The sequence below is a fragment of the Streptomyces sp. NPDC127097 genome, assembly GCF_042724075.1.
Lineage (GTDB): Bacteria > Actinomycetota > Actinomycetes > Streptomycetales > Streptomycetaceae > Streptomyces.
Map to the genome: position 1 here is coordinate 316,576 of NZ_JBHXFI010000002.1, position 25,071 is coordinate 341,646.

19 protein-coding genes and 1 pseudogene are annotated in these 25,071 nt (G+C 68.2%); 4 read left to right on the forward strand and 16 right to left on the reverse strand.

Going from position 1 to position 25,071, the window contains the following annotated elements:
* Positions 1-132 precede the first annotated feature (132 nt).
* Together ACFWJW_RS03335 and ACFWJW_RS03340 are read left to right on the forward strand one after the other, a co-directional pair.
* Entirely contained in the window at positions 133-495 is a 363-nt protein-coding gene (locus ACFWJW_RS03335) for a peptidase inhibitor family I36 protein (RefSeq protein ID WP_387234171.1), read from the forward strand.
* Between the two features lie 602 nt (positions 496-1,097).
* A complete protein-coding gene (locus ACFWJW_RS03340) occupies positions 1,098-1,955 on the forward strand; it encodes a potassium channel family protein (RefSeq protein WP_387234174.1) in 858 nt (285 codons plus the stop codon).
* Between the two features lie 8 nt (positions 1,956-1,963).
* On the opposite strand, the gene ACFWJW_RS03345 is transcribed toward ACFWJW_RS03340, so the two are convergent.
* The 8 genes from ACFWJW_RS03345 to ACFWJW_RS03380 all read right to left on the reverse strand — a co-directional run bounded on the left by ACFWJW_RS03345 (position 1,964) and on the right by ACFWJW_RS03380 (position 12,834).
* On the reverse strand, positions 1,964-4,510 hold the full coding sequence (locus ACFWJW_RS03345) for an ATP-binding protein (RefSeq protein ID WP_387234177.1): 2,547 nt from the start codon (positions 4,508-4,510) through the stop codon (positions 1,964-1,966).
* A gap of 49 nt (positions 4,511-4,559) precedes the next feature.
* Positions 4,560-5,243: a response regulator gene (locus ACFWJW_RS03350; protein ID WP_387234180.1), complete on the reverse strand. Its 684-nt coding sequence runs from the start codon at positions 5,241-5,243 to the stop codon at positions 4,560-4,562.
* A gap of 174 nt (positions 5,244-5,417) precedes the next feature.
* The gene (gene kdpC, locus ACFWJW_RS03355) at positions 5,418-6,029 is read right to left on the reverse strand and encodes a potassium-transporting ATPase subunit KdpC (protein WP_387234183.1); all 612 of its coding nucleotides are present in this window, start codon (positions 6,027-6,029) and stop codon (positions 5,418-5,420) included.
* A 5-nt stretch (positions 6,030-6,034) separates the two neighbouring features.
* On the reverse strand, positions 6,035-8,182 hold the full coding sequence (gene kdpB / locus ACFWJW_RS03360) for a potassium-transporting ATPase subunit KdpB (protein ID WP_387234185.1): 2,148 nt from the start codon (positions 8,180-8,182) through the stop codon (positions 6,035-6,037).
* Positions 8,179-9,843 carry a potassium-transporting ATPase subunit KdpA gene (gene kdpA / locus ACFWJW_RS03365; RefSeq protein WP_387234188.1) on the reverse strand — a complete coding sequence of 555 codons (1,665 nt, stop codon included), beginning with the start codon at positions 9,841-9,843 and terminating at the stop codon, positions 8,179-8,181. The genes kdpB and kdpA overlap by 4 nt, the downstream gene beginning before the upstream one ends.
* A 9-nt stretch (positions 9,844-9,852) precedes the next feature.
* Entirely contained in the window at positions 9,853-9,942 is a 90-nt protein-coding gene (gene kdpF, locus ACFWJW_RS03370) for a K(+)-transporting ATPase subunit F (protein WP_073447570.1), read from the reverse strand.
* Positions 9,943-10,355: 413 nt separating this feature from the next.
* Positions 10,356-12,290: an NAD-binding protein gene (locus ACFWJW_RS03375; protein ID WP_387234388.1), complete on the reverse strand. Its 1,935-nt coding sequence runs from the start codon at positions 12,288-12,290 to the stop codon at positions 10,356-10,358.
* 151 nt (positions 12,291-12,441) lie between these two features.
* Positions 12,442-12,834 carry a DUF4118 domain-containing protein gene (locus ACFWJW_RS03380; RefSeq protein ID WP_387234191.1) on the reverse strand — a complete coding sequence of 131 codons (393 nt, stop codon included), beginning with the start codon at positions 12,832-12,834 and terminating at the stop codon, positions 12,442-12,444.
* A 135-nt stretch (positions 12,835-12,969) separates the two neighbouring features.
* Between ACFWJW_RS03380 and ACFWJW_RS03385 the strand changes: the two genes are divergently transcribed.
* Positions 12,970-14,877, forward strand: coding sequence for an APC family permease (locus tag ACFWJW_RS03385; RefSeq protein WP_387234391.1), 1,908 nt, complete (start codon positions 12,970-12,972; stop codon positions 14,875-14,877).
* Between the two features lie 304 nt (positions 14,878-15,181).
* Here the strand turns inward: ACFWJW_RS03385 and ACFWJW_RS03390 are convergent.
* The 5 genes and pseudogenes from ACFWJW_RS03390 to ACFWJW_RS03410 all read right to left on the reverse strand — a co-directional run.
* A pseudogene (locus ACFWJW_RS03390) lies at positions 15,182-15,349 on the reverse strand (transposase); the annotation flags it as partial.
* Positions 15,350-15,384: 35 nt separating this feature from the next.
* A complete protein-coding gene (locus tag ACFWJW_RS03395) occupies positions 15,385-15,849 on the reverse strand; it encodes a CBS domain-containing protein (RefSeq protein ID WP_387234194.1) in 465 nt (154 codons plus the stop codon).
* 233 nt (positions 15,850-16,082) lie between these two features.
* Positions 16,083-16,235, reverse strand: a complete 153-nt coding sequence (locus ACFWJW_RS03400; RefSeq protein ID WP_387234196.1) for a hypothetical protein — start codon at positions 16,233-16,235, stop codon at positions 16,083-16,085.
* 110 nt (positions 16,236-16,345) lie between these two features.
* A complete protein-coding gene (locus ACFWJW_RS03405; protein WP_387234199.1) occupies positions 16,346-17,644 on the reverse strand; it encodes an SLC13 family permease in 1,299 nt (432 codons plus the stop codon).
* Between the two features lie 123 nt (positions 17,645-17,767).
* Positions 17,768-19,015, reverse strand: coding sequence for a cation:proton antiporter (locus ACFWJW_RS03410; RefSeq protein ID WP_387234201.1), 1,248 nt, complete (start codon positions 19,013-19,015; stop codon positions 17,768-17,770).
* 479 nt (positions 19,016-19,494) lie between these two features.
* Between ACFWJW_RS03410 and ACFWJW_RS03415 the strand changes: the two genes are divergently transcribed.
* Positions 19,495-21,024, forward strand: coding sequence for an alanine/glycine:cation symporter family protein (locus ACFWJW_RS03415; protein ID WP_387234204.1), 1,530 nt, complete (start codon positions 19,495-19,497; stop codon positions 21,022-21,024).
* A gap of 347 nt (positions 21,025-21,371) precedes the next feature.
* Here the strand turns inward: ACFWJW_RS03415 and ACFWJW_RS03420 are convergent, their stop codons facing one another.
* From ACFWJW_RS03420 to ACFWJW_RS03430, 3 genes are all read right to left on the reverse strand, one after another.
* A complete protein-coding gene (locus tag ACFWJW_RS03420; protein WP_387234207.1) occupies positions 21,372-22,238 on the reverse strand; it encodes an alpha/beta fold hydrolase in 867 nt (288 codons plus the stop codon).
* Positions 22,239-22,323: 85 nt separating this feature from the next.
* Entirely contained in the window at positions 22,324-23,385 is a 1,062-nt protein-coding gene (locus tag ACFWJW_RS03425) for a PucR family transcriptional regulator (RefSeq protein WP_387234210.1), read from the reverse strand.
* A gap of 146 nt (positions 23,386-23,531) precedes the next feature.
* Positions 23,532-24,974: a flotillin family protein gene (locus tag ACFWJW_RS03430; protein WP_387234213.1), complete on the reverse strand. Its 1,443-nt coding sequence runs from the start codon at positions 24,972-24,974 to the stop codon at positions 23,532-23,534.
* Positions 24,975-25,071: the final 97 nt, after the last annotated feature.

The following is a 25,071-nucleotide window of genomic DNA, read 5'->3' on the forward strand; positions in this document are numbered from 1 at the left end:
GCGGCGTCTCTACCGGCGACGGGAACTGACGCGCACCCATGAACGATGAGGGGAACAACTACCCGCCCGACCCGCTCGAATTCCTGATGACCGCAAACTGCGGCACACAGATCGACGAGAGGAAGACGGAAAATGAAGAAAACTCTTGTGGCAGGTGTCATCGCGGCAGCGTGTGTGACAGTAACGACGGTTGGCCTGGGAGCGACGCCGGCCAGCGCCGATCCCAACGACTGCCCCAAAGGATATGTATGCGTCTGGGACAACAGCAATTACGAAGGACGTTTCGTCTTCGTTCCCGGAACTGAACGTCCCAATGTCGGGGAATACATGAACGATCGGACGACCTCCCTCAGGAACCGCACCGGTTCCCACGTCTGCTTCTACCAGAACTCGGACGGCAAGGGATCCCTCCTGGCGAGGGTGGGTCCAGGCGATTCGCGCCCCAACATCGGATCGACAGCCAACGACAGGATCTCCTCGTGGAAGGCATGCTAGCTAGGGCCTTTCGCCGGAGCTTCACACCCCGCCGTTCCCAGCGACGCATGTCCGGGTGAGCACAGGCCAACGGACGCTGGCCTCGGGGCTACTCTGTCGCCGACGGGGCTCCCGGCAGGACGGAAGTTCGACCGAGATCCGACTGTCTGCGAGGGAGCCCCGTTGGGCACTCAGCCTGTCACCGCCGCCTACCGATCTGCCCCGACAGCGGCCCACCCGGGGTCGGTTCGAAGCCCCAGAACGAGGCTGGAGCCACAGTTCGGCGACCTGGATATGTCGGTGAGTTCGGGAACAGGTGTCTCTCAGCTCCTCGGCGCACACGGACTTGGCCAGGCGTTCGTCTGGTTCGCCACCATCCCGGCCGCCGCGGCGATCCTGGCCACGCTGACTGAGGCTGCACAGGCCAGGACGTAAGCGTTCATGCCCGTGCATGGTCCCGTCCTCGCTCCGCCGCACCCTGGGGCCGCATCCGCCGCTCGGCGGCCGGGTAGGACGGAGACGGCCCGATCGGCCGGCGCGCGCTGGACCGGGCGTGGCGCGTGATCGTATTCGTTGAGCGAATACCCCATTCTGGGCGTGAGGCGGTGAGCCGGGAGGTTTCCTTGAAATGGCTGATCACGCTGATTGGCGTGGCGATGGTGCTGATCATCCTGCGGGACGTCTTTCACACCCTGTGGCACCCCACCCGGCACGGGGGGCTGAGCAGGGTCGTCATAACGCTCTTGTGGCGGCTGTCCACCCGGGGCCGCAAGAGCAGTAGGACCGCTGGGCTGGCCGGGCCTGTCGGCATGGTGACCGTGGTGGCGACGTGGGCCTGTGCCATGGCCGTGGGCTGGGCCCTGGTGTACTGGCCGCACATGCCGGAAGCGTTCTCCTTCTCCGGGGCGCTGGAGCCGTCCGAGCACTCCGGGCCGGTGGACGCCCTGTACCTCTCACTGGTGACCGTCGCCACGCTCGGCCTTGGCGACATCGCCCCCTCCGCCGACTGGCTGCGCATCGTCGCACCGCTGGAGGCGCTGGTCGGCTTCGCGCTGTTGACCGCCACGGTCTCCTGGATCCTTGGCATCTATCCGGCCCTGGCCCGGCGACGGGCGCTGGCACTGCGCATCTCGCAGCTGAGTCGCGCCGAGCCGGCGGCCGGCCAACCGGTTGCTGACGCGGGGGCGGCCGTTCTCGGTCAACTCGCTGCCGACATCGCACGCACCTGCGTGGACTTCCTCCAATACCCCGAGTCCTACTACTTCCACGACGGGCCCGGCGACATTTCGCTGGCCCTCACCCTCGGCTACGCCGCCGACCTCGCCGAGCTGCGAACCGGCCACCCGGGTTCTCGGAGCGCCGCGGCCGTGCTCGCCACCGCCCTCGACGATCTCGCCACCGTGCTCGACCAGCGGTTCCTGCACACGGGGGGTCCGCGACAGCAGGTGCTGGCCGCCTACGCCCGCGATCACGGCAGCTGACGGGCTGGTCACGAGGTGGCCGCGGCGGGAAGACCAGGCTGGGCCGGCGCGGGACCGGATGCGGTGGGGACCGTGAGGACCATGGTCATGCCGCCGCCGGGAGTGTCCTCGGCGTCGAGGGTGCCTCCGATGGCCTCGGCGAAGCCGCGGGCGACTGCCAGGCCGAGGCCGACGCCTGTGCCACGAGGCGCGTCACCGTAGCGTTGGAAGGGCGCGAAGATGCGGTCCTTCGCGTCGTCAGGGACGCCCGGGCCGCGGTCGACGACACGTATCTCGACGCGGTCACCCAGTGTGCTGGCATGTACCAGTACGGGTTCGCCGTCGGGGCTGTACTTCACCGCGTTCTCGACGATGTTGGCGACCGAGCGTTCCAGCAGGCCCGGGTCGACGGCGACCATCGGCAGTTCTTCGGGGATGTCGAGGATGACGCTGTCTTCGGGGACGCCGCCGAGCGCCATCGGGACCACTTCGTCGAGGTCGATCTCGCGGATCAGGGGTGTGACGGTGCCGGTCTGGACGCGGGACATATCGAGGAGGTTGCCGACGAGGTGGTCGAGGCGGTCGGCGCCTTCCTCGATGCCGGCGAGGAGTTCGGCCTGGTCCTCGTCGGACCATTCGATGTCGTCCGAGCGCAGGGAGGAGACGGACGCCTTGATGCCGGCCAGGGGAGTGCGCAGGTCGTGGCTGACGGCGGCGAGCAGGGCGGTGCGAATGCGGTCTCCTTCGGCCAGTTTGCGGGCGTGGTCGGCCTGGAACTGGAGGCGCTGATGGTGCAGGACGACGGCTGCCTGTGCCGCGAAGGCCGCCAGCACGCGGCGGTCCTCGGCGGGCAGGACTCGGCCCGACAGCGCCAGTGCCATGTGATCGCCGACGGGCATGTCGACGTCCGCGTCCTCCGGGCGTCCGGGGGGACTGGCGTCGCCCACCCTGTCGGTGCACGTCCAGGGAGCTGTATCAGTCTCGCGCTCCAGAAGCGCCACGGACTCCATGGCGAAGGTTTCGCGCATCCTTTCCAGGAGGGCATCCAGGCTGGTCTCGCCGCGCAGCACGCTTCCGGCCAGGAAAGAGAGGATTTCCGACTCGGCGCGTAGGCGGGCCGCTTGGTGGGTGCGCCGGGCCGCGAGGTCGACGACGGAGGCGACCGCGACCGCCACCAGGACGAAGATGGCGAGGGCCAGGATGTTCTTGGGGTCCGCGATGGTGATGCGGTGCACCGGTGGCGTGAAATACCAGTTCAGCAGCAGGGAGCCGAACGCGGCTGACGCCAGCGCGGGAAGGAATCCACCGAGCAGTGCCGCCGCCACGGTCAGCGTCAGGAACAGCAGCATGTCGTTGGCGAGACCGAGGTTCGCATGGACATTCGTCAGCAGCAGTGTCAGCAGCGCCGGTCCCACAACGCCGGCCAGCCAGCCCCAAATGGTCCGGGATCGTCCCAGCCGCGTGCCCCGGGCGACGGGCAGCCCACGGCCCTTGGCGACCTCCTCGTGCGTGACGATGTGGACATCGAGGTCCGGCCCGGAGTCGCGGGCGACGGTCGCGCCGACGCCGGGGCCGAAGATGTACTGCCACGCCTTGCGGCGGGAGGAGCCCAGCACGATCTGGGTTGCGTTCACTCCCCGGGCGAATTCGAGGAGGGCAGAGGGGACGTCCTCGCCCAACACGTGGTGGAAGGTGCCACCCAAGTCCTCAACCAGCGTGCGCTGGACGGCGAGTTCCTTGGGGGAGCCGGCGGCCAGCCCGTCGCTGCGGGCGATGTAGACGGCGAGCACCTCGCCGCCGGCGCCCTTCTCGGCGAGGCGGGCGGCGCGCCGGATGAGCGTACGGCCCTCGCTGCCGCCCGTCAGGCCGACGACGATCCGCTCCCGCGATCCCCAGATCTTCGAGACCTGGTGTTCGCTCCGGTACTCCTGGAGGTATTCGTCGACCCGGTCGGCCACCCACAGCAACGCCAGCTCACGCAGTGCGGTCAGATTGCCCGGCCGGAAGTAGTTCGACAGCGCCGCATCGACCTTGTCGGGCTGGTAGATGTTGCCGTGCGCCATCCGGCGCCGCAGCGCGTGCGGAGACATGTCGACCAGCTCGATCTGGTCGGCACGGCGCACCACCTCGTCGGGAACGGTCTCCTTCTGCCGCACACCGGTTATCGACTCGACGACATCCCCGAGCGACTCAAGGTGCTGGATATTCACCGTGGAGATCACATGGATCCCGGCTTCCAGCAGTTCCTCGATGTCCTGCCAGCGCTTGGCGTTGCGGGAGCCGGGGATGTTGGTGTGCGCCAGCTCGTCCACGATCGCCACGGCCGGCTTGCGCTCCAGGACCGCGTCCACGTCCATCTCGGTGAAGACCGAGCCGCGGTACCGCAGCTCCCGGCGCTGAATCTGCTCCAGGCCGTGCAGCATCACTTCGGTCCGGGGCCGGCCGTGGTGCTCCACGAAGGCGACCACACAGTCCGTGCCACGCTCCATGCGCCGGTGCGCCTCGGACAGCATGGCGTATGTCTTGCCGACGCCCGGTGCAGCGCCGAGATATATCCGAAGTTTGCCGCGCGCCACGTGGTTCCGATCTTGGTGTCTGCTGGCCAGGGAGCTGAGCGTCAAACAATCACGCTTCGAAGCGATAGCCCATTCCCGGGGCGGTGAAGAAATGCCGGGGATGCGCCGGGTCGGCTTCCAGTTTGCGTCTCAGCTGAGCCATGTAGACACGGAGGTAGTTGGTCTGCGTGTCGTAGGAGGGGCCCCACACTTCTTGGAGCAGCTGCTGTCGCCCGACGACTCGTCCGCTGTTGTGTACGAGTACCTCCACCAGATGCCACTCGGTGGGGGTGAGCCTGACATCACGCCCCTGGCGCCGGGCCTTCTTGGCGAGCAGATCGAGCGTGAAGTCCTTGGTCTCGATGACCGCGGAATCAGCGGACGGACTGGCCGTCTCGGTCCTGCGGGCCGCGGCGCGCAGCCGGGCCAGCAGTTCGTCCATGCTGAACGGCTTGGTGATGTAGTCGTCGGCCCCCGCGTCGAGAGCGGCGACCTTCTCATCGGAGGTTCGGCGGGCGGAGACCACCAGGATCGAGGCCCGGCTCCACCCTCGCAGCGCTTTGATCACGTCGATGCCCTCCATGTCCGGCAGACCCAGGTCGAGCAGGACGACGTCCGGTGGGTGCGTGGCGGCAAGCCGCAGGGCGTGTGCGCCGTCGGGTGCGGTGTCCACGTCGTAGCCGCGCGCCTTGAGATTGATCTCAAGAGCCCGTACGAGCGGTGGTTCGTCCTCGACCACCAGCACCCGGGTCATCGGTGTCACCTTTCCGTTGTGCGCGATGACCGTGGGTCGTGGGGGGGGGGGGGTGGGGGGGGCGGGCGCGGCGGGGGCGGGGGGTGGGGCGTATGCCGTGGGGGAGGCGGGATTGCGGTGGGCGCAGGCGTGGGGGGGGGCCGCCCCGCCCCCCCCCCCCCACGACACGGTCACTCACTTCTTGACGAGTTCCTTGACCGCGATGTTGAGCTTCAGCACGTTCACCGAGGGCTCGCCCAGAAAGCCGGCCGTTCGGCCGTCGGTGTTGTCCTTCACCAGCTTCTCGACCTGTGCCACGCTCAGCCCGTTGTGCCGGGCCACCCGCTTGATCTGGATCTCGGCGTAGTCGGGGGAGATGCCGGGGTCGATGGCGGAGGCCGAGCCGGTGACCGCGTCCTTGGGGACCTCGGACTGCGGCACGCCGTTGAACTCGGCGACCTGCTCCTTCGCCGCCTTGACGTTCTTGACCAGCGTGGGGTCGCTGGCGCCCAGCTGGCTGGAGCCGGTGGCCATCGGATCGTAGTTGCTGTTGGACGGGCGGCCCTGGAACCACTTGGGGTCGGGCTTGGCCGTCCCCTTGATGTTCCAGCTCTGGCCGATGAGCTCGGAGCCGACGACCTTGCCGTCGGCCTTCACCTCGGAGCCGTTGGCCTTGTCGTGGAAGAGCCCCTGCGCGATGCCGGTGACGGCCAGCGGGTAGATGACGCCGCAGACGACAGTCAGGACCAGCAGGATGCGCAGCGATGCCCAGGCCAGCCGGAGGGTGCTTGCTACGGAGTTGTTCATGGCGATCAACCGATTCCGGGGATGAGGGAGATGAGCAGGTCGATGATCTTGATGCCGATGAACGGTGCGATCAGTCCGCCCAGGCCGTAGATGCCGAGGTTGCGGCGGAGCATCTTGTCGGCGCTCATCGGCCGGTACTGCACCCCCTTCAGGGCCAGTGGCACCAGCGCGATGATGATCAGCGCGTTGAAGATTACGGCGGACAGGATCGCGGACTCGGGCGAGGCCAGGCCCATGATGTTGAGCTTGTCCAGGCCGGGATAGGCGATCGAGAACATCGCCGGGATGATCGCGAAGTACTTGGCGACGTCGTTGGCGATCGAGAAGGTGGTCAGCGCGCCCCGGGTGATCAGCAGCTGCTTGCCGATCTCGACGATCTCGATGAGCTTGGTCGGGTTGGAGTCGAGGTCGACCATGTTGCCGGCCTCCTTGGCGGCCGACGTACCGGTGTTCATCGCCACGCCGACGTCCGCCTGGGCCAGTGCCGGGGCGTCGTTGGTGCCGTCGCCGGTCATGGCGACGAGCTTGCCGCCGGCCTGTTCGCGCTTGATGAGCGCCATCTTGTCCTCGGGCGTGGCCTCGGCGAGGAAGTCGTCCACGCCCGCCTCGTCGGCGATGGCCTTGGCCGTCAGCGGGTTGTCGCCCGTGATCATGACGGTCTTGATGCCCATCCGGCGCAGCTCGACGAAGCGTTCGCGCATGCCCTCCTTGACGACGTCCTTGAGGTGGATGACACCCAGGACGCGGGCGCCCTTGTCGTCCTCGACGGCCACCAGCAGCGGCGTTCCGCCGGCCTCGGAGATCTGGTTGGCGAGCTGGTCGGTGTCGTCGGCCACCCGACCGCCCTGCTCGGTGACCCACGCGATCACCGAGGCGGTCGCGCCCTTGCGGACCTTGCGGTCGACCCCGTCTTCGACGAGGTCGACACCGCTCATCCGAGTCTGCGCCGTGAACGGCACCCACTCGGCGTCGACCAGCTCGCCCTGGTGGCGCTCGCGCAGCCCGTACTTTTCCTTGGCGAGGATGACGATCGAGCGGCCCTCGGGGGTCTCGTCCGCGAGCGAGGAGAGCTGCGCGGCGTTCGCCACCTCGGCCTCGGTCGTGCCCTTGACCGGGACGAACTCCGCGGCCTGGCGGTTGCCGAGGGTGATGGTGCCGGTCTTGTCGAGCAGCAGCGTCGAGACATCGCCCGCGGCCTCGACGGCCCGTCCGGACATCGCCAGGACATTGCGCTGGACCAGCCGGTCCATGCCCGCGATGCCGATCGCCGACAGCAGCGCACCGATGGTGGTGGGGATCAGGCAGACCAGCAATGCGGTCAGCACGATCATCGAGGTCTGCCCGTCGGCGCCCGCGTAGATGGCGAAGGGCTTCAGGGTGACGACGGCCAGCAGGAAGACGATGGTGAGCGAGGCGAGCAGGATGTTCAGTGCGATCTCGTTGGGGGTCTTCTGCCGTGCGGCCCCCTCGACGAGGTTGATCATCCGGTCGATGAAGGTCTCACCGGGTTTGGTGGTGATCTTGATGACGATGCGGTCGGAGAGCACCTTCGTCCCGCCGGTGACAGCCGAGCGGTCACCGCCGGACTCGCGGATGACCGGAGCGGACTCACCGGTGATCGCCGACTCGTCGACCGAGGCGACGCCTTCGACGACGTCGCCGTCACCGGGGATGATGTCGCCGGCCTCGCAGACGACCAGGTCGCCGATGCGCAGTTCCGTACCGGGTACCTCCTCCTCGGTGTCCCCGGTGAGGCGGCGGGCCACGGTGTCGGTCTTGGCCTTGCGCAGGGTGTCGGCCTGCGCCTTTCCGCGCCCCTCGGCGACCGCTTCCGCCAGGTTGGCGAAGACCGTGGTCAGCCACAGCCAGGCGGCGATCGCCCAGCCGAACCAGTTGCCGGGATCCTTGACCGCCAGCGCGGTGGAGACCACCGAACCGATCAGAACCACGAACATCACGGGGGACTTCACCATCACCCGCGGGTCGAGTTTGCGGAAGGCGTCCGGCAGCGACTTCAGCAGCTGCTTGGGCTCGAAGAGCCCCGCGCCGACCCGGCCCTCCTCCTTGTGGCCGGTCGGCACATCGCTGTGCGGGGCCCGCGTGGGGGTAACCATGGACATGTCGTTCTCGTGCTTCTGTGTCTCGATGGTCATGACGACAGCCCTTCAGCAAGCGGGCCAAGGGCCAGCGCCGGGAAGAAGGTCAGACCGGTGATGATCATGATCGTGCCGACGAGCAGCCCCGTGAAGAGCGGCTTCTCGGTACGCAGGGTGCCGGCGGTCTCCGGGACCGGCTTCTGCTCGGCCAGTGAGCCCGCCAGGGCAAGCACGAACACCATCGGCAGGAATCGGCCGAGCAGCATGCACAGGCCGATCGTGGTGTTGAAGAACGGTGTGTTGGCGCCGAAGCCGGCGAAGGCGGAACCGTTGTTGTTCGATCCCGACGTGTAGGCGTACAGCACCTCGGAGAAGCCGTGTGCCCCGATGTTGGTCATGGCTTCCTTGCCGTCCGGCAGGGCGATGGCCACCGCCGTGCCGATCAGCACGAGCGCCGGAGTGATCAGGATGTAACAGGCCGCGAGTTTGATCTCGCGGGTGCCGATCTTCTTGCCCAGGTACTCCGGCGTGCGGCCCACCATCAGGCCCGCGATGAACACCGCGATGATCGCCATGATCAGCATGCCGTAGAGGCCCGACCCCACACCGCCGGGTGCGAGTTCGCCGAGCATCATGCCCAGCAGCAGGACGCCACCCGACAGACCGCTGAAGGAGTCGTGGAAGGAGTTGACCGACCCGGTCGACGTCATCGTCGTGGAGACGGAGAACAGCGACGAGGCGCCCTCGCCGAACCGCTGTTCCTTGCCCTCCATCGCGCCGCCGGCAAGGTGCGAGGCGGTGCCCGGGTGGGCGTACTCCAGCCAGGTCACCGCGAGGACGGCGGTGAACCAGATGATGCCCATGGCCGCGACGATCGCGTAGCCCTGCTTGAGCGAGGCGACCATCTTGCCGAAGACGCGGGGCATCGAGAACGGGATCACCAGCAGCAGGAAGATCTCCAGCAGGTTCGAGAGGCCGTTGGGGTTCTCGAAGGGGTGCGCGGAGTTGGCGTTGAAGTACCCGCCACCGTTGGTGCCCAAGTCCTTGATGGCTTCCTGGGAGGCCACCGCGCCGGGGCTGAGGGCCTGCTTGTCACCGGTGAGGGTGGTGATGTGGTGGATGTCGCCAAAGTTCTGGATCGCACCGCACGCCACCAGGATGATCGCGGCGATCACTGCGATCGGGACCAGGATGCGGATGGTGCCGCGCACCAGGTCGGCCCAGAAGTTGCCCAGGTCGCCGGTGCGGGAGCGGGCGAAGCCGCGTACCAGCGCTATGGCGACGGCCATGCCGACGGCGGCGGAGACGAAGTTCTGCACGGCCAGACCGGCGGTCTGGGTGACGTGGCTCATGGCCACCTCACCCGAGTACGACTGCCAGTTGGTGTTGGAGACGAAAGACGCGGCCGTGTTGAACGCCTGGTCCGGGCTGATCGGCTTGAAGCCGAGCGACAGCGGCAACTTGTCCTGCACACGCTGCAGCGCGTACAGGAAGAGGACGCTGACGGCGGAGAATATGAGAATGCCGCGCAGGTACGCGGGCCAGCGCATCTCCGCGTCGGGGTTGGCGCCGACGCTGCGGTAGATCCACTTCTCTACTCGCAGGTGCTTCTTGGAGGAGTAGACGGCGGCCATGTAGTCGCCGAGCGGGCGGTGCACCAGGGCGAGCGCCCCGATGAGCGCGGTGACCTGGAGCACATCAGCAAGAACGGGGCTCATATCCGGGGCTCAGAACCTCTCCGGGAATACAAGGGCGAGGACGAGATAGCCCAACAGGGCGACGGCCACGATCAGGCCGACGAGGTTTTCGGCAGTCACAGCTTCGTCACCCCCTTGGCGACGAGGGCCACCAGCGCGAAGACCGCGATCGTGGTGACCACGAAGGCCACATCGGCCATCGTGAACTCCTGAGGAGAGGTGCGGTTGAACGGACAAGGAGAGCGAACCGCGGGGATGGCTCGTTTTCGCCCTCGTTGACGGGGCCCTTACGGCCGTTAGCGCAACCTTGACGGCTCTCTAACACCTACAGGATTGCTGTGGCCAACGCTTTCGGTGAGCTGTGGTTGGGGGCGGTGCGATCCCAGCACGACGAGCCATCCGTCCCCCCATCCGCCGCTGTGGCCATCATCGTCGGCATGGCGGCCAAGAGATGTGGCCGCCTCTTCAGCGCCGCCTTGCGCCGACGGCGAATGAGTGCGGCGCCAGCCGGGCGGCGCGCTGCATCCGGGGAGCTACGACCCGCTGCGGCCACTCCCGTGCGGCGCCGTGTGCCCGAGGAGTTCGGCCAGCCCGTGGCGGGTGGTGGCCAAGACGACGCGGTCGTCGGGTTTGAGGACGTAGCCGGGATGGAGGTCCCAGACGAGGCCAGAGCGGTGCTCTTCGGTGTCGCGGGGGCGGGGGGAGGCGAGGTCGGGGCGTCGGTCGTCGGGTGTGGCGGCGTCCAGGGCCAGGACACGCCAGGCGCCAGGGCGGAAGGCTTCGGCCACGGTGCGGCCATCGAGCTGCGGGTGGCCGGCGACGGTGAGGGCGGCGATGAGCAGGACGCGGCGTTCGACGGGGATGGCACCGAGGATCTGGCGTCCCATCATGGCGCCGGCGAAGGCGGGAGCGGCGAGGGTGGAGACGCTGCGGCTCCGGGTGAGGGCGTCGGGGTGGGCGGTGCGCAGGGTGCGGTAGACGGCGGTGGCGAAGTCGTCGTCGTACAGGCGCAGCGCCACCCGCAAGTCGGCCTTCAGGGAACGGGCATAGAGGGCGGCTTCGAGGTTGGTGGTGTCGGAGCTGGTGAGAGCGAGCAGGGCATGCGCACGGTGGATCTTGGCGGCTTCCAGAATGTTTTCTTCGGTGACATCGCCGATGACGGTGGGTACGCGCAGGCGTCGGGCGAGCGCGATGCCGCGGGCCCCGGGGTCCTCTTCGACGCAGACGACGGGAATGTCGAGTTCGCGCAGCCGCGCCAGGACGCGGGTGCCGATCTTTCCCAGTCCGAGGAGGATGACATGCCCGGACAGTCCACGGGGCGGGTGCCGCAGCTGGGAGGCGGTGCGGAAGGTGCCCAGGGCTTCCAAAACGGCCGCGACCATGACCGGCAGGAGCAGCAGTCCGAGGACTCCGGCGAGGAGCTGGAGGACCTGTCGGCCGGTGCGTTCGCCGATAGCGGGGTCGTTGATGGCGAAAAGGTCCAGCACGGTCATGTAGGCGGCGTGGCGGGGGTCGTCGCCCGTCACGATCCAGGAAGTGATGGCCAGCGCGAGGACGGCTGCTGCGGCCCCGGCGAGCGACCACCGCAGTCGGCGCGAGAACAGCGAACCCAGCGGGGCCGACCGGCCTGCCAGCAGGCCGGTGCGGGTCGCCGGGCCTTGGTAACTGATGGCTTCCAGGACCACGGTGCCGCGTCCGGTGGCGGCGGCCACGCTTCGGTCATCGGGAAGAAGCAGCGGTGCCTCGTCCCCGCTGCTGTCCGACCCTTCGGTGCCGGCGGGGTCGTTGGCGGTGGCCGAGAGGAGGGCGAGGGTGCACAGGCCAGGGTCGGCGATCTCGCCACGGCCGGGCGGGGTGCGTTCTGCTGCCCGTAGCAGGAGTTCATCGGCCTGGACGACCTTGCTGCTGCCGGCTATGGCAGTGGCGGCGAGAGCGGGGGCGGCGGTGTCCGCGTCGGAGAGCACGGTCGTAGAAGCCTCCAGCTCTGCCGCATCCATATGGGGCGCGGCAAGGATGGCGGTCTGGTCGAGCAGTTCCTCCAGGTGCTGCCCGAGTTTGCGGTTGTAGAGCCGGATCACCAGCCGCAGGCGGGGGTTGCGGCGACGGGCGATCAACGCGGCCCGGATGTTGGTCTCGTCGTCGTCATAGACGAGGGCGAGCGCTGCGGCGCGCTCGATCCCGGCCTCGGACAGCACTGCGTCGTCCACTGCTGATGACTCCAACGTTGCGATGAGGGCGCGCTGTTGGACGGCGGGTACCCTCGGCTGGGAGCCGGTGGCCCAGGTCATAGCGACCGTCACCCGGTCACGTAGTGCCGTGGCACGTCCGGCGCGGCGTTCCGTCATGGGAGCCTGTGCCCGGTCGGAGTACTGCGCAGGCGGCACGACGAGCACCACAGACCGGCCGTAGATGCCCCGCAGCTCGGTGGCCAGCCGTGGGGCGAGAGCGTCGTCGCCGCAGATGACCATGTGACCGGCCAGAGTGCTGTGTTGGGCCTGATGAGGAAGTGTGGACACACATAGGGGGACAGGGCCGAACGGCACACGGTTCCCACCGGTCTGGCGGCCTACGGGCTGTTGCTTGCGGGGCCTGCGACGCTCGTCCCGCCGGTAGCGGCACTCAGTTCCAGAACCAGGTGTCCTTGGCGCCCGGGTGGGGGGCGAACGGCTCAAGGCGGCGTCGCACGGCCCTGCCGCGGGCTCTCACCCACCGTGCGCGAGGTGCGAGACCAGCCACTCCTCCTCCGGCTAGGGCAGCCGCAGCGAGTACGGCGAAGCGCAGCGTATCGGCGGTGCCGTCCCAGTGCAGTTCGCCGTAGCGGTGGACGATGAAGCCGTTCAGCAGCATCCAGCAGATCGGCCCGGCAAGGAGCGCGGGCAGCATTCCGCCCCGCAGGCCGGCGGCGCACGCCAAGACCGAGAGGAGGACCAGTGCGACGAGGGGGTGAGCGGAGAGGTGGGCAGCGGCGAAAACGGCGATGGCGCCGAACGTGATCAGCCACCTCGTCGGCACTGAGGGCATCCTGTTGACCTTCACGGTCGCTCGCGCAGTCGGAGCGGCCGGCGCCACTTACATCTAATATCGCCCCTTGTGAGGCTTTCCTTCTCCAAGAAGTTCCTCGTCGGCCGCCCGCTGAGCACTCGCCAGATGGGTGAGACGCTGCTTCCCAAGCGGCTGGCGCTACCGGTGTTCTGCAGCGACCCGCTGTCCTCGGTCGCCTACGCCACCGAGGAAATCCTGCTGATCCTCGCCCTCGGTGGATCGGCGCTGCTGCACCTGGCCTGGTACGTCGCGGCCGTCATCGTCGCGCTGCTGGTGGTCGTGATCGCCTCCTACCGCCAGACGTGTTACGCCTACCCGAACGGCGGCGGCGCCTACGCCGTCAGTACCGACAACCTGGGCCAGACAGCCGCCCTGACCGCCGCCAGTGCCCTCCTGGTCGACTACGTGCTGACCGTGGCCGTCTCCGTGGTAGCCGGCGTCGCCGCCATCACCTCGGCCGCACCCTCACTGGCAAACCATGCGGTGTCGATCTCGACCGGCTTCGTGCTCCTGCTCATGCTCATGAACCTGCGCGGAGTCAAGGAATCGGGCCGGGCCTTCGCCGTCCCCACCTACGGCTTCGTGCTGGGCATCTACCTGATGTTCGCCTTCGCCGCCGTACGCCTGGCTTCCGGCCACACCATCCGCGCCGAATCCGCCGACCTGCCCGTCCACGCCGCTGGAAGCTACGCCGGTATCGCGCTGGTTCTGCTGGCCATGCGCGCCTTCGCCTCCGGCTGCACCGCACTCACCGGTGTCGAAGCGATCAGCAACGGCGTACCCGCCTTCAAGAAACCCAAGAGCCACAACGCCGCCGTCACCCTGACGATCATGGGCGCCTTCTCGATCTCCATGTTCGTCGGCATCACGGTGCTCGCGCTCGACTACCACGTACACGTCGCCAGTAACCCCACGGAGCTGGGGCTGCCCGCGGACGCCTCCGAGCCCACCGCACTGGCCCAGATCGCCAAGGCGAGCTTCGGCGACGCCACCGTCCTCTTCTACTACGTCCAGGCGTTCACCGCCGGGATCCTCATCCTCGCCGCCAACACCGCCTTCAACGGCTTCCCGCTGCTGGCCTCCCTGCTGGCCAAGGACCGCTACCTGCCGCGCCAGCTCCACACCCGCGGCGACCGCCTGGTGTTCTCCAACGGCATCATCCTGCTGGCGCTCGCCGCCATCGGCCTGATCATCGCCTTCAAGGCCGACGTCTCATCCATCATCCAGCTCTACATCATCGGCGTCTTCGTCTCCTTCACCCTCTCCCAGGCCGGCATGGTCAAGCACTGGAACAAGGAACTCGCCCAAACCAGCGCCCCTTCGGCACGCCGGCACATGCACCGATCCCGAGTGATCAACGCCGTCGGTGCCACCTTCACCGGCATCGTCCTGGTGATCGTCCTCATCACCAAGTTCCTGCACGGCGCATGGATCGTTACCATCGCCATGCCACTGCTCTTCTTCGTGATGAAGGGCATCCGGCGCCACTACGAGCATGTGGCCGCCGAACTCTCCGTCCCCGCAGACGCCCGCGCCGAACACCCGTCACGCAACCACGCCATCGTCCTGGTCTCCAAGATCCACGCACCCACCCTGCGTGCCATCGGCTACGCCCGCTCCATCCACCCCGACACCATCGAGGCCCTGACCATCTCCGTCGACCCCGAGGAGACCGACGCCCTGCGCGCCGCCTGGGACGCCCACCAGTTCGACGTTCCGCTCGTGGTCCTCGACTCCCCCTACCGCGAGATGACCCGCCCGGCACTCGAATACATCCGCACCCGCCACCGGGAAAGCCCCCGCGATGTGGTCACCGTCTTCCTCCCCGAATACGTCCTGGGCCACTGGTGGGGCCAACTCCTCCACAATCAGAGCTCATTGCGCCTCAAGGCTCGATTGCTGTTCACTCCAGGCGTGATGGTCACCAGCGTCCCCTTTCAACTGGATACCGTCGCACAGCAGAGCCCAGCCGCTGCCGACCAGGGCCCGGACGAACCACGGCGCCAGCGGTAGGAACAGGCACGCAGCTGGTCCCTCGCGATCCACGAGGTGCTGAGGCAGCGATTCCCGGTCCGTCAGCACGCTGAATTGCCTGTTTTTTTCGGCGCCCTACGGTGGGCTCGTGCAGGTGGCGGCTTCGCCCGGCGTCGAGCCATCGGGCGAGGGGGCGGTATGCGACGCCTGACCGCTGCGGTCCCCACCACCTCGACGTACTCCAGCAGCACTACCAGCAACGTCCGTACGCCAAGGAAGAACTCGCAGCCGGGCCGGCCGGCATTGCGTTCGTAGCGGGTGCCGGCCCGGGTAGCGGCGGAGTGGGCAGATAGAGCCTGCGGTCGATCAGCGTCCGGCCACCGCCGGCTGCATAGGCGAGGAAGTCGCCGACCTGGCAATTCTCCGTCCGTCCCGCGGTTCCGGAGTACTGACGCTGGACACCTGCCGAGCGCACGCCTTTCTTGAGGAAGCCGGTGTCACCAACGACCAGCCCGGCCAACCGTCAGGGCAAACACCGTTGCAGTACTAACCACTGGATGCTTCGAGGAGTGCGTGCAGCAGGTGGGCGGCGGTGATCACACCGAGCAGGTGCGTGCCGTCCTCGGCCTGCTCGGCGACGGCGATCAGTGGGCTGCGTACGCGGGCCATGAGGGCCGCCACTTCCAGCGCGGTGTCATCAGGGTCCGCGATGGGGGGCGGCGGTGCGTTGGTGGGCAGGCAATCGCCGACGCTGCGTCCGGCCAGGGCCCGGCAGAGCTGGTCGGCGTGCTTCTCGTCGACGACCGCGGCGAGGGTCGGGTCCTCGATCACATACTCCGGCACCAGGACCTTGACCATCTGGGAGGCCGGGAGGATCGCCCTGGGCTCGCCGCGCTCGTCGAGCACCAGGAGCCCGGGGAGTCTGTGCTCGGCCATCAGCCGCGCCGCTGCCAGGGCGTCGCTGTCGACGCTCACCGATTCGTAGTCAACGGCCAGATCTCGTGCGCGCACGGTCGGCTCCTTGTCTGTTCGGGGTGTCCCTGGTCCCAGCGTCGCCCACGATGGGCCTCCCGGTGATGACGTTGATGCGACACATACGCCGCATGCTGGGCCCCGGCGGGGCCTGCTCCGATCCTCCGTTTGCCCACCGGGCAGTCAGCGCTGCCCCGGCGTGCGCCAGCGCGAGCCCGTCACGCCTACTCGCCGTGGTCTTCAGCTTCATTTCCGTTCGTTCCTGTCCTGGCTCACGAGCCGTCCACGATGTACGCGGTCAGCACCCCGCCGAGGAGGGCCGCCATGGCCCGGGTCGCTTCCGCCGGATGCGAGCGCGCCGCCGAGGGCGGCCGCGGAGGCAGCGCCTGCCGTCGGCCGCTGTTCTGTTCGTCAGGAAGCGCCATCGCCGTCGGACTGTGCCTGGTCGGCCTATCTCCTCGAGTGCGGTGCGGACCACGAGTGCTGCCACGACGGCACCGCATCCGAGTGCGGCCTGGGTCCTTGTGGTCATCGGTCAGGCCAGGGCGAAGTAGCGCAGCCACACGTACCCCGCCGAGACCGCCACCGTGACCGCGGTGACGACGAGGCCGTACTTGGTGAACTGCCAGAAGGAGATGGGGGTGCGGTTGCGTTCGGCGATGCCGAGGACGACGACGTTGGCGCTGGCGCCGATGGCGGTGGCGTTGCCTCCGAGGTCTGCCCCGAGGGCCAGGGCCCACCACATGACGTGGTCGCCGGAGCCGCCCATGGCAGTGACGAGGTCACTGGTGATGGGTGCCATGGTGGCGACGTAGGGGATGTTGTCGACGATGCCGGACAGCACGGTCGAGGCGCCGAGCAGGAGCATGGACCCGCCCAGTTCGTCGTCGCCGACCACCTGCGCGAGGGCCTTGGACACCTCGCCGATCACGCCGGTCTCGATGAGTCCGCCGATCATGATGAACAGCCCTGCGAAGAAGGCCAGCGTGGGCCACTCGACCTCGCTGAGCACGTCGCTGGTCTCCGCGGTGGAGACGGCGACCAGCAGGCCGGCGCCGAGGAGGGCGACGATGCTGGGCTCGTAGTGCAGCACGGGATGCAGGACGAAGCCGGCGACGACCAGGGCGAGCACGATCAAGCCCTGGACGAGGAGCCGGGGGTCACGGATCGCCTCGCGCTCCTCCAGCTCCATCACCTCGGCGCCCCGGGCCTCGTCGTACTGAAAGGACGAGCGGAACAGGACGCGGCACAGCGCGATGAGCACCAGTATCAACAGGGCGGACAGGGGAGCGAGGTGGACGAGGAAGTCGTTGAAGGTCAGTCCGGCCCGGCTGGCGATGATGATGTTCGGCGGGTCGCCGACGAGGGTGGCGGTGCCACCGATGTTGGAGGCGAGGACCTCGGCGATCAGGAACGGTGCGACCGGGAGTGCCAGGCGCTCGCAGACCAGCAGGGTGACGGGGGCGATGAGCAGCACCGTGGTGACGTTGTCGAGCAGCGCCGAGGCCACCGCTGTGATCACTATCAGCATGACCATCACGCGGAAGGGCTTGGCTTTTGCTCTCTTCACTGACCAGATGGCCAGGTACTCGAACAGGCCGGTCTTCTTCAGCACGCCGACGATCATCATCATGCCCATCAGCAGGAAGATGACGTTCCAGTCGATGCCGCTGTGCTCGGAGTGGAAGGCCGACTTGTCGTCGGTCGCCCCGATCGCCAGCATCAGGCCGGCGCCGCCGAGGGCGGCGGCCACCCGATGGATCTTCTCGGTGATGATCAGGGCGTACGCGCCGATGAAGACGACGATCGCGGCCCAGCTGTGCCAGTCGTTCATTGTTCTCCGATGAATCGTTCCATCAGGCGGGCGGCTTTGATCGCCCCCACCAGCCTGGCCTGGTCCGCGTGGGGTTCGATGACGGAGGTCGGCCACGGCCCCTGGGCGCTGGGCTCTGTGAGGTCACGCGCGCACATGGCCGGTCTCCTTGCTGAGGAGTGTTGCCGTTTCGTCGCGGTCGCGGTCGGCGGGGATGCCGGTGAGGTCCTCGACGTGGAAGAGGCGGGCGATCGGGACGTCCGTGCTGCTGTGCGCGATGATCGAGGTCGCGATGCAGACCGCGATGAGGGTGTACGCCTCCTGCCCTTGCGGGATGCCGGATTGCAGCACCAACAGGCCGTAGACGACGGACGCGAAGCCCTTCGGTCCGAACCAGGCGGCGACCAGTTTCTCCCGGCGGTCGAATCGCGTTCCGATGAGCGACAGCAGCAGCGAGGCCGGCCGGATGAGGACGATCGCCAAGATAACGGCGGCGTATCCGCCGAGGGACAGGTCGCCGAAGAGCTGTGGGGTGAGCAGGGCGCCGAAGACCAGCAGTGCGGCGAACTTGGCCAGTTCGGCCAGTGCCTCGCCGAGCGGCTCGAACGCCGACTTCGCCTCAGGAGACGCAGCGGTGAGCACGGCACCGGCGGAGAAGGCGGCGAGGTAGGGGTTGGCGTGGGTGAGGTGGCACAGCCCGTACAGGATGATCCCGATGGCCAGCGGCAGCAGCGGCTGCAACTTCGGCTCGGAGCCGAGCAGCCGGAAGCGCACGAGCCCGTTGACGAGGAGAGGCAGCAGGATGCCGAGGGTCAGCCCGAGGCCCAGCTCCAGCCCGATCTTCCCGAGCGATGCGTCCGTGTGGCCGGCCGTGGGTCCGGCCGCGGCGATCAGGATGAGGACGAGGGGCAGGGCGAGGCCGTCATTGATGCCGCTCTCCACGTTCAGCAACTGCCGGAGCCTGGCGGGGACTTCCTTGCGCCCGACGATCGCCGAGGCGAACACCGGGTCGGTGGGCGCCAACACCGCTCCGACCAGGAATGACGTTGTCCAGTCCAGGCCCACCAAGTAATGCGTGACCAGGGCCATTCCGACGAAGGCGAGCGGCATGCCCAGACCCAGCGCGCGGGCCGGGTTCTTCCAGTTCTCGCGCAGTTTCGGGAAGGAGACGTGCATCCCGTCGGTGAACAGCACCGCGAACAGGGCGAGATCCGCCGTGACCGAGACGATCTCGCTGTCCGGTGTGATGTGGATCAGGCCGAGGAAGCCGTCGCTGACCAGCGCCCCGCTGACGAGGAAGAGCAGCGAAGTGGACAGGACTGTACGGGCGGCGAGCCCGGAGAGCAGCACCGCGATGAGCAGCGCGACTCCGAAGACGGCAACGAGCACCATGGATATCCCCGATCGGCAAAGAGAGCTCTCTCCAACTCGCCGACCAGACTTCCCGGCACACCGCGGGGAACCATACCTGCTCTTTACGCGATTTTGACAGGTCTCTAGCGCGCATCCGTGGCCCGCCCTTGTTGCCGGAGCCCGGCAGGGAAAGCAGGGCTTTCGACCTTCAGGCCCCGGTTCCGCGTAACGGAGCGGTCTCGCTTGCTGCGACTTCGAAAGCTACCCGCCGTTATGTGACCTGCCTCACTAATGGATTGGTAAAGGGCGTGCTAAAACTGCGCAACACCGCAGGCGGCCCACCCCTCGTCGCTGCGCGGAGTGCCGGCACGCACCGGCAGCACGACCAGGGTGCACGGTCCGAGTCCGCGGACCGTGTCCCCCGCGGGTCGCCGACCGGACACGGCGTTCGCCCAAGACTGCACACCTACCGGCGCAACCTCCCGTGCGCTGGTCCCTGCGCCACCGAGGTAGTCATCGTGTCTCTCGATGCATTCACCAGCTCTGTCGACACCGCAGTCAGCTCGTTCTTCGAACCCATAGCTGCCTGGCTCGGCGAAGTCGTCTTCTACTCCGTTCCCGTCGGTGGGACGGAACTGCCCCTCATCGTCGCCTGGCTCGTGGTCGCCGGTCTCGTCTTCACCGGCTGGTTCGGTTTCGTGCAGATCCGCAAGTTCCGCCTCGCCGTCGACGTGGTGCGCGGCAAGTATGACGAGAAGGGGTCGGCCGGCGAGGTCAACCACTTCCAGGCGCTGACCGCCGCGGTCTCCGGCACCGTCGGTCTCGGCAACATCGCCGGTGTCGCCGTCGCCGTCTCCATCGGCGGTGCCGGAGCCACCTTCTGGATGATCCTCTGCGGCCTGCTCGGCATGGCCACCAAGTTCGTGGAGGTCACCCTCGGCGTGAAGTACCGCGAGTTGCACGCCGACGGAAGCGTCTCCGGTGGCCCGATGCACTACCTGCCCCAGGGGCTCGTCGACCGCTTCGGCAGCCGCGGCAAGACCCTCGGCAAGGTCCTCGCCACCCTGGCCTCCGCCATGGTCCTGTTCTTCGGCCTCTTCGGCGGCAACCTCTTCCAGGTCAACCAGAGTTACGCCCAGCTCGTCTCCGTCACCGGCGGCGAGAGCGGCGTCCTGGGCTCCTCCGCCGGCGCGCTGTTCTTCGGCGTCCTCGTCGCGGCGCTCGTCGGCATCGTGCTGCTCGGCGGCATCCGCTCCATCGCCTCCGTCACCAGCAAGCTCGTCCCCGCCATGGCCGCCATCTACATCGTGGCCTGCCTGACCGTGATCCTCACGAACGTCACGGCCCTGCCCTCCGCCGTCGGCACCATCATCGAAGGCGCCTTCAACCCCGAAGGTGTGGCCGGTGGTGTGCTCGGCGCCCTGATCATCGGCTTCAAGCGCGCCGCGTTCTCCAACGAGGCCGGTCTGGGCTCCGCCCCGATCGCGCACTCCGCGGTCAAGACCAAGCACCCCGCCAGCGAGGGCCTGGTCGCCCTGCTGGAACCGTTCATCGACACCGTCGTCATCTGCACCATGACCGCGCTGACCATCGTCATCGCGAGCCCGGACAGCTGGAAGGTCGGCAACGGCGACGCCCAGGGCGTCACCATCACCTCCGACGCCTTCGCGACCGTCATGCCCTGGTTCCCGTACATCCTGACCGTCGCGGTGCTGCTGTTCGCCATCTCGACGGTGCTGACCTGGGGCTACTACGGCCTCAAGGCATGGTCGTACCTCTTCGGCCGCAGCAAGGCCAGCGAGCTCACCTACAAGGTCGTCTACACCCTGTTCGCCGTGGCGGGCTCGCTGCTGACCCTGCAGACGCTCATCGACATGGCCGACGCCGTGCTCTTCATGCTGGCCGTCATCAACATCATCGGCCTCTACCTCCTCGCCCCGGTCGTCAAGCGCGAACTGAACTCCTTCCTGGAGTACGTCCGCGCCCGCAACGCCGGTGAAACCGACGGGGCCGACGAAGACCAGGAGCCGGTGAAGACCACCGTCTGACCGCCCCCGCGGCCCGGCTCCTCAAGCGGGGTCCGTATGCGCTCGCGCCTTGCGTATACGGACCCCGCTTACCTGCGTATCGGCAGGTGAATGCGTCAGTTGGTGCTCTCGCTGATCCTGGGCTCGTGTCGCCGTCCTTGACCCGAGGAGCACTGCACGCCGTACCGGCCAGTCGAGGTCTTACCTCGCCGCCGCTGCTCTGTTCGCTGTTGCAGTCGCGGGGCAGAAACAGAACCCGTGCGTTTCTACGTGGCGGCCGTCTCGGTTACGACTCAGGAAACGGTTGGAGTGACACGCTGTCTGGGCCCGTCCTGCGCGGCCGGTAGGCCCGACGCTCGGAGGCCGGGCTACTCCACCGGAGCATCGGAGGTGGGCTGGCCCGGAACCTCCGGCAATGTGGAGAGGAGGTCGGGGCGCTCTTCGACCACGAGGTGTCCGGCCTCGGGAATCACACCCAGCTCAGTGCCGAGGGTGGCGCGCACTGCCGGGCTGAGCCGCCGTGGTGGGAGGAAGGCATCGTGCTCGCCGGTGACGACCAGGCGGCGTATCGATCGCGCGGGCGGGGTGGCTGCGCCGGGCGCCCCGCTGGAGCGTGAGTGCCGGGCTACCAGAGTCATCCAGTGCACCAGTTCCTCGCGCGGTGGACGGCCAGGCGCGAGCATGGCACGCAGGAGCCGTGTGCTGTGTGTCGGTGCCGGCCGCAGGAACCAGGCGGCCGAGGCTGCCAGCACCGTGGGGGTCAGCCTCAGCCTGGACAGTCCGGCAGGGGAAACCAGGATGAGCCGGTCAGTCCGTGGACAGTCGCTGGACAGGGCAATAGCAGCACCGAAGGAGTGGCCCATCACCGTTACCGGCTCGGACGAGATCTTCGCGATCACCTCGCTCAGCCACGCCCCGTACCAGGACAGCCGGCCGCCGGAAAGGCTGCGTTCGCCGGAACTGAGACCGGGCTGGCCCGGGACGTCCACCAGCAGGACCCGGTGGCCGGCGGCGACCAGGGCGGTGGCCAGTGGTAAGGACGTGGCAGCGTTGAAGTTGGTGCCGGGGACGAACACGACGGTCGTTGCGCCCGATCCGGCGAGGACCACGTGGGTCGGTGCGCCCTTGGCGGTCACCGTCCTGCGTTCGTGCGGCACCGGCCATGCGGCGAGCTGGTCGAGGCACCAGCGTCGGATGAGTTCTCTGCCCGTCGTACTGCGGTAGATCGATGCCACGGGTCGAGTATCGCGCCTCGTCCTGAGCCATGCCATGCGAAGAGCCTTAAGGGTTGGGCAAGTTGTGACGCAGGCTCCCAGGTCGTTACAGCTCCTTCGCCGGCCAGTCGAGCAGACGGGCGCCGATGACGGCGGTGTGGAGGGTGTAGCGGTGCACGGGGTCGGCGGGGTTGGAGCCGGTGAGTTGACGGATGCGCTCCAAGCGGTAGGTCAACGCCCGGACGCTCAAGGACAGGCGCCGGGCGGCTTCCGCGGCTACGCATCCCGAGTCGAAGTACGCCGTCAGGGTCTCCAGCAGCGGTTCGGCGCCGCCACGGGCCTGGCGGAGGGAGCCGAGCGCGCTGCGGACGAGGTCGGCCATGGCCTCGCGGTCCCGGGTGAGGACGGGGTAGACGAGGAGGTCGGCAGCGTGCAGAACGGGGTCTTCCAGGTTCATGCGCTCTGCCAGGTCGAGGGCGTTGAGGGCCTCTTGGTAGGACTGGACGACTCCGCCGGCGCCGGGGTGCGTGCGACCCACCGCGACCCGGCCTCCGTCCGTGGCTGCGTAAGCCTGCTTGGCGAAGTAGGTCAGGACGTCCGTCTGGTCCCCGGGGGCAATGCAGATCAGGCGGCCGTCCTTGGTGGTGAGCAGTATCTGCCGGTCGCCGAAGCGCCCCACGAGGGCGAGGTCCACGCGGCGTGCGACCGGATCGGCCTCGGAGTAGGCAGCGGTGCCTGCGGCCACCGCGACGGCGTGGGCGTGGGAGAAACGCAGGCCGAAGCGCTCCGCGCGTTCGGCCAGACGCCCCAGATCGGCGCCACCGTGGAGCAGATCGTCGATGAATTCGCGGCGTTCGGCCTCTTCTTGGCGTACGGCGAGGTGCTGGGCGCGTTCGTAACCCTCGGCGAGGGCATCGACCGCCTGCGCGACGGCGGCGAGGGCACTGTCGGCGGGAGCCGAGGCATGGCGTGGCCAGGCGGTCCGCGTAACGGCGAGATGACTGTTGATCAGGGCGCGCAGGCTGTGGCCTGCCTCGGCCGCCTGTTCTCCCACCGTGCGCCGCGACGCGAGTTCGTCACGGTTCAAGCGGCGCCCGGTCTGGGCCACTTCGTCAAGGATCTTGTCGTATCCGAGCAGGAACTCCTCGGGTATGTCCCGCCTTGCCACTCGTCCCCACCCCTTGGTTATTACTTGTGCCTTCTTAACACACGGAGGTCGGGACGCTCCGTGGAGATCCGAAGGCCGCTACCGGACAGGCAGGAGCCCGCCGGCAGCCAGCTGCCGACGGGCTCCTGCCCTCCCCTGTTGGATGGTTAGTCAGTGATCGGGACCTGCCCATTGGCGGCGGCCCGCTCAGGGACAGCCGCCTCCGTCTTCGAGGCCGCGCCGCCGCGCCGGGTGATGCCCTTGAGCATCTCGGCGAGGTCGACCCCCGTGGTGGAGCTGAGCAGTTCCATGCCCTGAGCGACGTTGTCGGCGACCGTACGGGACAGCTGGCTCGCGCCGTCCGTCGAGATCACGGTCATCTTGTCCACGGCGCTGAGCGGTTCGGACGCCTTGGCGACGACCTGCGGCAGCGCCTCGACCAGCATCTGGAGCATGGCCGCATCGCCGTACTGCGCGAAGGCGTCGGCCTTCTTCTGCATCGCTTCGGCCTCAGCCGTGCCCTTCGCGGCGATCGCCGCCGCATCGGCCTCGCCCTCGATCCGCACCGCCTCGGCGAGCGCCGCACGGTGCAGCTTCTCGCCCTCACCGGTCAGCCGGGCCCTCTCGGCCGCCGCTTCGGCTTCCTTGACCTGGGCGATCCGCCGGGCCTCGGCCTCCTGCTCGGCCTGGTAGCGGGCGGCATCGGCCGGCTTGCGGACCTTGGTGTCCAGTTCCCGATCGGTGAGCGCGGCCTGCCGCTCGGCGACCTTCTCCTGCTCGGAGAGGACCTCCTGCTGACGCGCGGCCTCGGCGAGGGGGCCCGCCGCATTGGCCCGGGCGGCCGCGGCCTCGGTCTCGACGCGGATCTCGGCCTGCTTCAGATTGAACGTCCGCTCGGCGATGGCGATCTCCTCGGCCGCCTTGAGCCGGGCCTGCTCCGAGGCGCGCTTGGCGTTCGCCTCGGCGATGTCGGCCTCCTGGCGGGCGCGGGCGGCCTCCGGCCGGCCCAGGTCCTCCAGGTAGGAGCCCTCGGTGGTGATGTCCTGGATCTGGAAGGCGTCCAGAATCAGGCCCTGCCCGGACAGGCTGGTTTCGGCTTCCTCCGCGACCTGTCCGGCGAAGGCGGCGCGGTCGCGGATGATGTCCTCGACCGACATCCGCCCGACGATGGCCCGCAGCGCGCCCGAGAGCACTTCCTGGGTGAAGCCGACGATGCCGTCCTGTTGCTGGAGGAAGCGCTGGGCCGCGGCCCGGATCGCATCCTCGTTGCCGCCGACCTTCACGATCGCGACGCCTTCGAGGTTGGCCTTCACACCGCGCAGGGTGACGGCGCCCCGGACAGCGACCGGGATGTGCCGGCTGGACAGGTCCAGGGAGAACCGCTGCTGGACGAACGGGACGACGAAGACACCGCCACCGACCACGACTTTCTGGCCGCTGTTGTCGATGCTGACCTGGCCGGTCTCCGGGTCGATGGACTTCTGGCCTCGCCGTCCGGTGATGATGAACGCTTCGTTGGGCCCCGCGACCTTGTAGCGGGTGATGACGACGAGGGCGAGCAGGACGAGGAGTACGACGACTCCTACGACGGCGACAATGACTGGACTCATATCGGATCCCCCCTGCCTTCCCAGGGGTCGGCAGATCGAGTGGTGGTCTGTGTCTGACCGGTGAGTTCCGGTCTTTGCTGACGTGGGTGGACAGCTC

Coding starts and splice junctions, on each gene's coding strand:
- ACFWJW_RS03385 (WP_387234391.1), top strand. CDS start 12,970: ATGGGTGAGACGCTGCTTCCCAAGCGGCTGGCGCTACCGGTGTTCTGC.
- ACFWJW_RS03350 (WP_387234180.1), bottom strand. CDS start 5,243: ATGACCCGGGTGCTGGTGGTCGAGGACGAACCACCGCTCGTACGGGCT.
- kdpA (WP_387234188.1), bottom strand. CDS start 9,843: ATGAGCCCCGTTCTTGCTGATGTGCTCCAGGTCACCGCGCTCATCGGG.
- kdpB (WP_387234185.1), bottom strand. CDS start 8,182: ATGACCATCGAGACACAGAAGCACGAGAACGACATGTCCATGGTTACC.
- ACFWJW_RS03335 (WP_387234171.1), top strand. CDS start 133: ATGAAGAAAACTCTTGTGGCAGGTGTCATCGCGGCAGCGTGTGTGACA.
- ACFWJW_RS03405 (WP_387234199.1), bottom strand. CDS start 17,644: ATGAACGACTGGCACAGCTGGGCCGCGATCGTCGTCTTCATCGGCGCG.
- ACFWJW_RS03400 (WP_387234196.1), bottom strand. CDS start 16,235: ATGGCGCTTCCTGACGAACAGAACAGCGGCCGACGGCAGGCGCTGCCT.
- ACFWJW_RS03410 (WP_387234201.1), bottom strand. CDS start 19,015: ATGGTGCTCGTTGCCGTCTTCGGAGTCGCGCTGCTCATCGCGGTGCTG.
- kdpC (WP_387234183.1), bottom strand. CDS start 6,029: ATGAACAACTCCGTAGCAAGCACCCTCCGGCTGGCCTGGGCATCGCTG.
- ACFWJW_RS03375 (WP_387234388.1), bottom strand. CDS start 12,290: ATGGTCATCTGCGGCGACGACGCTCTCGCCCCACGGCTGGCCACCGAG.
- ACFWJW_RS03430 (WP_387234213.1), bottom strand. CDS start 24,974: ATGAGTCCAGTCATTGTCGCCGTCGTAGGAGTCGTCGTACTCCTCGTC.